Here is a 6,000-nt window from a genome sequence, read left to right as displayed (position 1 = left end):
GACGCGAAATCCCCGAACACCTCGCCCACATCGCCGAAGGCATCCAGGACTCCGGCACCACCCGCCAGGAAGCCGCCAGCCTCCTCGCCCGCTAACCCGACCCCGTGCTGCTTTAAGAGGTGCGGAACTAGGATTGGGGGATGCCCACCCCCAAGGCTCTGCGTCCGTTTGCCCACCGTGAATATCGGGTCCTGACCTCCGCTTTGGCCATTTCGATCTTCGGCTCGGGCATGTGGGCGGTGGCCATGGTCTACCAGGTCATCCACTTGGGCGGGGGCCCGCTGGAGTTGTCCATGGTGGCCGCTGCCGGCAGCGTGGGCCTCGTGGCGTTCGTTCTGGCCGGCGGCATCGCTGCGGACCGGATTCCACAGCGCCGTCTGATCATCGCCGTGGAGGGTGCCAACCTCGCCGTCATCGCCGCCGTGAGTGGACTGGCAATGACCGGGCTGCTGCAGATCTGGCACCTGGCGGCAGGAGCGTTCGTGCTGGGCGTGGGCGCAGCCTTCTTCTTCCCGGCCTACTCCGCCATCCTGCCGCGCATCCTTCCCCCGGGCGACCTCCTGGCCGCCAACGGGATGGAAGGGACCATGCGCCCGGTGCTGCAGCAGGCCGCCGGTCCCGCGGTGGCGGGCGTCGTGGTGGCGGCCCTGTCGCCATCGCACGCGGTGACCGCCGTGGCAGTGTGCCACCTGCTCGCGTTCGTCGTGCTGAATTTCCTGGGCCGGCCAGCACCAGGGACGGAGGCAGGCACCGAGCCGGCCAGGAAGTCCACCTTCGTCCAGGACCTCCGGGAAGGCGTCGCGTACACAGTCCGCACGCCCTGGCTCCTCTGGACGCTGCTTTGGGCGTGCATCTCCGTGCTGTTCCTCATCGGCCCCATCGAGGTGCTGGTCCCCTTTGTGGTGCGCGACCAGCTGGGCGGCGACTCCCGCATGTTCGGCTTCCTGCTGGCAATCCTTGGTGCGGGCTCGGCGCTGGGTTCGCTGCTGACCGCATCGCTGCCGCTCCCCCGCCGCTACCTCACGGTGATGATGGCGGCGTGGGGCACGGGCACCCTGCCGCTGGCCGCCGTCGGAATCATGGACAGCTTCTGGGCCGTTGCCGCGGCGCTGTTCGTCTTCGGCGCCACCGGCAGCATCGGTATGGTCATCTGGGGCACACTGCTGCAGCGGCGCGTGCCTGCGCACCTGCTGGGCCGGGTGTCCAGCCTGGACTTTTTCGTGTCGCTCGCGCTGATGCCGGTGTCCATGGCGTTGGCTGGCCCGGCCGCCGAGGTGCTGCCCATCTGGCTGATCTTCCTGGTGGCCGGGGCCGTCTGCCCGGTTATGGCGGTGGTCGCGCTGGCCGCCGCCCGGATGCCGGACGACGAACTGGCCCACCCCCTGGACCACTCACCGGGGCTGGAACGCACGACGGCGGCCGGAGACTGACGCACGAGGCGCTTAGCTGCGGCCGCGCACCACGGGAATGCTCGACGTCGGGAGCTGGCTCGGGAAGACCGTCGCCTCGGGTGCGTCGACCGGCTCCAGCGCCACCTTTACCGGCGCGGCACCCACGGTGAGAAGCTGCCCCCGCACGTCAACCTCGAGCGGTTCGCCGTCCTGCACCACCAGGGTGAGGGAACCGGCGTCGAGCGTTACCTGCAGGAGCCGTCCGCGGATCATCAGGTGGAACGACAGCCCGTCCCAGGAGGCCGGCAGGCGCGGGTCAAAGAACGGCACGGGGCCCTGGTCGCGCAGGCCAGCGAAGCCGCACACCAGCGAGCTCCACACGCCGCCGGTGGACGCGATGTGCACACCGTCGATCGTGTTGCCGTGGGTGTCGTCGAGGTCGATGAACGCCGCGTTCGTGAAGTGTGCCAGCGCCTCGCGGGAGTAGCCCACCTCGGCGGCCATGATGCCCTGGACGCAGGCAGACAGCGTGGAGTCGCCGGTGGTGATGGGGTCGTAAAAGTCGAACGCGCGCTGCTTCTCTTCCGCGGTGAAGTCCTGCCACTGCAGGAACATGGCCAACACCGTGTCCGCCTGCTTCAGCACCTGGTGGCGGTAGATGACCAGCGGGTGGAAGTGCAGGAGCAGCGGGTACTTGGAGCGCGGGGTGTCCCAGTCCCAGGCTTCAAGCGTCATGAAGTCGTTGTCCTGCGAGTAGACCTGCATGCGCTCGTCGTAGGGCAGGTGCATGCGGTCCGCGGCGGCATCCCACAGCTGCCGCTCCTCATGGGTGACGCCTGCGTGCTCCAGTGCAGCGGCGGCACGGAGGTTAAAGCGGGCCATGACGTTCGTGTAGAGGTTGTCGTTGACCACGGCCGTGTACTCATCCGGGCCGGTGACGCCGTGGATGTGGAAGAGCCCGTCCTTGCCGAAGAAGCCGAGCGAGATCCACATGCGCGCGGTTTCGATCAGGAGTTCGGCGCCCATCCCGTCCCGGAACGCTGTGTCTTCGGTGGCCCACAGGTAGCGGTTGGTGGCGAAGGCGATGGCCGCGGCGATGTGGAACTGGGCGGTGCCGGCGGCGTAATAGGCGCTGGCCTCCAGCCCGTTGATGGTGCGCCACGGGAACAGTGCACCGTCCACGCTCAATTCCTTGGCGCGGTACCGGGCCTCGGGAAGCATGGCGTGACGGAACTCGAGGACCTGGCGTGCGCCGTCGGGATTCGTGTACGTCAGGTAGGGCAGGAGATAGACCTCCTGGTCCCAAAAGTAGTGGCCCTCGTAGCCTGACCCGGTGACGCCCTTGGCGGGGATGCCGGCCACGTCCGCGCGGGCGGTGGCCTGCGCCAGCTGGAACAGGTTCCAGCGGATGGCCTGCTGCAGCCCCGGCTGGCCGTCCACCACAATGTCCGAGGTGGCCCAGTAGGCGCCGTAGTGCGCCGCGCTCTCGGCAAAGACGTCCTGCACGGACAGCAGGCCGGCTTCAGCAGCTTCGGCTGCATCCGCGGCGTCATCGTGGGCGTCGAAGACGGCTGCGTAGCTGACACTCTTCTCCAGCCGGAAGGGCTCCTCCGCCGTGACGGCCAGGACGTAGCGGACGTTGCTGTCGTCCTGGTCCACCTTCGTCTCAAACGGCTGGTGGCCCGGTGAAGTCCAGTGGTCTACGGCCACGCCGACGCGCTGCCGGGACGCTGCGGTCTGCCAGGCGAGCCGGAGGGAGCCGTCGCCGCCGTCGAGCCGCAGCGGCTGGAGGACCCGGCCTGCGTGCCGGCCGGAACGCCGCGGATCATGCTCCGAGTGGTCCTCCACAGGCTGATCCTGACGGTTGATGACCGAGGATGTGACGTCCAGCGAGACCAGCCGGTCCGTCTCCACGTCGAGGGAAAGACCCAGGCTGCCGCGTGAAACGTAGCCAACAGCGCGGCGTTCCGTGGTGGTCACGGCGGCGCCGGAGCGGCACAGCCAGGTGGTGCGGCACTCGTAGACACCTGTGGAGAAGTCCACCGAACGGCGGTAATCCAGCACCTCGGACTCGGCGAGGCTGAGCACTTCGCCATCCACCACGATGGTGAAGTTGTTGGCGTCCGGCACGTAGATGATGCGCTGGCCGGTCCGGGCGAAACCAAACGCGTTCTCCGCGTGCTTGATGTCCCAGGTCTCGTGCAGCCCGTTGATGAACGTGCCGGGCAGCTCGGCGTCCGACGTGGCCGAGTGGGCACCGCGGATGCCCAGGTGGCCGTTGCCCAGGGCAAAGATGGTTTCCAAGGTGCCGGCATTGCCCGGTTCGTGCCGTGTTTCAACGAGCTGCCAGGGGGTGTCGGGGAACCTTTCGCGGTCCGCTGTTATGAGAGCCATGGTGTTGGGGTCCTTTTGGCGGTTGGCTGCACTGCCGGCTCGTGGCCGGGCCAGATCTTCGGCGGTGGTGCGGCGTTTCGGGTCTCGCAGGGCTTTCTTGGGGGGAGGAGCCGCCGCGGTTTAGGGAACGAGTTCCTGCAGGTCGTTGACCACCAGGGTGGCACCGGCGTCGAGCAGGACCTGCCGGCCGGCGCCGCGGTCCACGCCGATGACGGAGTGGAACTGCCCTGCCCGGCCGGCCTGGACGCCGGATACGGCGTCTTCCACCACGACGCATTCCTTGCTGGGCAGTCCCAGGAGCCGGGCGGCGTACTCGTAGGTGGCGGGGCTCGGCTTGCCTGGCAGGCCTTCGCGGGCTGCGACCACACCATCCACCACCACGGGGAAATGGTGGCTGAGGCCGGCGGCGTCTAGGACCGCCGGGGCATTCCGTGAAGAAGATACGACGGCGACCTTCAGTCCGCGGGCCAGCGCAGCTTCCAGGAAACGCACCGACCCTTCGAACGGCTCGACACCGGCGCTGACGATCTCGTTGAAGACCGCGTTCTTCCGGTTGCCCAGGCCCTGCACCGTGTCGTTGGCCGGATTGTCATCCAACGGACCTTCCGGGAGGGTGATTCCGCGCGATGCAAGGAAGTCCCGTACGCCGTCGAACCGCGGCTTACCGTCGATGTGGTCGAAGTAGTCGCTTTCGCTGTAGGCCCGGGCCTCCGGATGTGCGGCAAGGTAGCCCTCGAAGAGTTCCTGCCAGGCCTTTTCGTGCACAGTGGCGGTGGGGGTGAGCACGCCATCGAGGTCGAAAAGGATGCCGGACGCGCCGGTCCAGGCGGGGGCGTCGGTTGCAGTGTGTTCAGTCATCAGCAGTGCAGTGTCCTTAGTCCCCCAGTCTAGTGGCCGCGGTCGCGGCCGAAGTAGAGTGTAAGCGCTTACAAATTTGGCTGGCAACTGTTTTTTCCCGCACCCCTAGCCAGATACGTAGTGACGCAGGAATGCGGACACGTCTGCCATCTCCCGCTTGGACATCGCATGGCCCATGCCGGGGTAGGTCCGGGCGGTCAGCATGGTGTGTTTTTCCAGCCACTCGGCGGTGTAGCTGATGGCGTCCGGGTTGATCACCAGGTCTGCTTTGTCCCGGCCCCAGAAAAACGGCGGCTTAGCCTCGAACGAGTCCGTCAGGGCAAGGAGCTCGTTGTTCAGCACGAAGCCGGACAGCCCCACCACAGCCCGGTAGTCCGCTGGATGCAGGCGAAGAAGCGTGCTTGCCATCGCCATGCCCTGCGAATATCCCAGCAAGCTGACGCTGGTGTGCCGGCCCCGGACGGAATCCACCCAGGCGTGCACCTGGTTGCTGACGCGGACCACGTCCGCGAAGTCATTGGCCAGGAAATAGTCCAACAGGAACCAGCCATAGTGGTCGCCCACCGGCATTGGCGCACGGAGTGCCGCACAGGTGAACTCCGGAGGAAGGTAGTCGAAGAGCCGGACCATGCGCGATTCATCCGTGCCATAGCCGTGCATCATGACCAGCAGCGGAGTTCCCGGCCGCTGGTCCCCGTGGCGCGACCACACGACAGTGTCCATGGGCCCCATGCTAGCGAGAGCGAACCTTGCGGTCCTCCCGCTGCGGGCGCGGCTCGTTGAATCAGCCGGGGGCGCGGGGTACGGTGACGCTTACAGGCAGGACTCGACACACCGGCAGTAGCACCTACTGGATCCGCAACCCGCGGACACGAAGGAGTACGTCATGAGAATCGGTTCTTCAATTTTCCTCATCGCCCTGGGCGCCATTCTCGCCTGGGCAGTAGCCCCGGGCCTGATCCCCTTTGTTGACCAAGTCCTCATCGGCTACATCCTGATGGTTGTGGGCGTGATCGGGCTGATCGTCTCGCTGGTCCTGGCCTCCCCCGGACGCAGGCGGCGGGTCAGCGAATCCCGGTCCGTGGTGGACCCAAACACCGGTGAGCGCATCACCCGCAACGAAAGCCGCGACGGCGAACTTTAGACTCCCGGCGAACTCCAGACTCCCAATACAACCCGGAAAGCCGGGCCGGACCAGCAGTGGTCCGGCCCGGCTTTCCGCTTTAAGCCACCACCCCCGCCCGGATTTCCCCGTCGGACGGACTTTTCCCCCGGTGCATTACCGGGGGAAAAGTCCGTCCCGCGGGGAACAAGCAGCCGGCGCGCAGGATCGGGCTGGGGCCGACCCGAGGGTGGC

The 6,000-nt window shown here is 67.1% G+C and carries 5 protein-coding genes; 2 read left to right on the top strand and 3 right to left on the bottom strand.

Translation table 11 applies throughout. From position 1 onward, the window contains the following. Positions 1 to 140 precede the first annotated feature (140 nt). Complete coding sequence (locus tag ACFWIX_RS13315) at positions 141 to 1,430, top strand: MFS transporter (protein ID WP_377216603.1); 1,290 nt, start codon at positions 141 to 143, stop codon at positions 1,428 to 1,430. Between the two features lie 12 nt (positions 1,431 to 1,442). On the opposite strand, the gene ACFWIX_RS13310 is transcribed toward ACFWIX_RS13315, so the two are convergent. The 3 genes from ACFWIX_RS13310 to ACFWIX_RS13300 form a co-directional block, all read right to left on the bottom strand. After that, positions 1,443 to 3,785: a glycoside hydrolase family 65 protein gene (locus ACFWIX_RS13310; protein WP_377216602.1), complete on the bottom strand. Its 2,343-nt coding sequence runs from the start codon at positions 3,783 to 3,785 to the stop codon at positions 1,443 to 1,445. A gap of 120 nt (positions 3,786 to 3,905) precedes the next feature. Next, on the bottom strand, positions 3,906 to 4,643 hold the full coding sequence (locus ACFWIX_RS13305) for an HAD family hydrolase (protein ID WP_377216601.1): 738 nt from the start codon (positions 4,641 to 4,643) through the stop codon (positions 3,906 to 3,908). Positions 4,644 to 4,748: 105 nt separating this feature from the next. After that, on the bottom strand, positions 4,749 to 5,366 hold the full coding sequence (locus tag ACFWIX_RS13300) for an alpha/beta hydrolase (RefSeq protein WP_377216600.1): 618 nt from the start codon (positions 5,364 to 5,366) through the stop codon (positions 4,749 to 4,751). Positions 5,367 to 5,529: 163 nt separating this feature from the next. Here ACFWIX_RS13300 and ACFWIX_RS13295 point away from each other — a divergent pair, with 163 nt between their 5' ends. After that, positions 5,530 to 5,787 (top strand): DUF6458 family protein, encoded by a 258-nt coding sequence (locus ACFWIX_RS13295; protein WP_377216599.1) that lies wholly within the window; start codon positions 5,530 to 5,532, stop codon positions 5,785 to 5,787. Positions 5,788 to 6,000: the final 213 nt, after the last annotated feature.

This window comes from Pseudarthrobacter sp. NPDC058362 (assembly GCF_042723515.1).
Lineage (GTDB): Bacteria > Actinomycetota > Actinomycetes > Actinomycetales > Micrococcaceae > Arthrobacter.
Note: the sequence above shows the minus strand (reverse complement) of the source record. Positions and strands in the feature narration are given on the sequence as shown.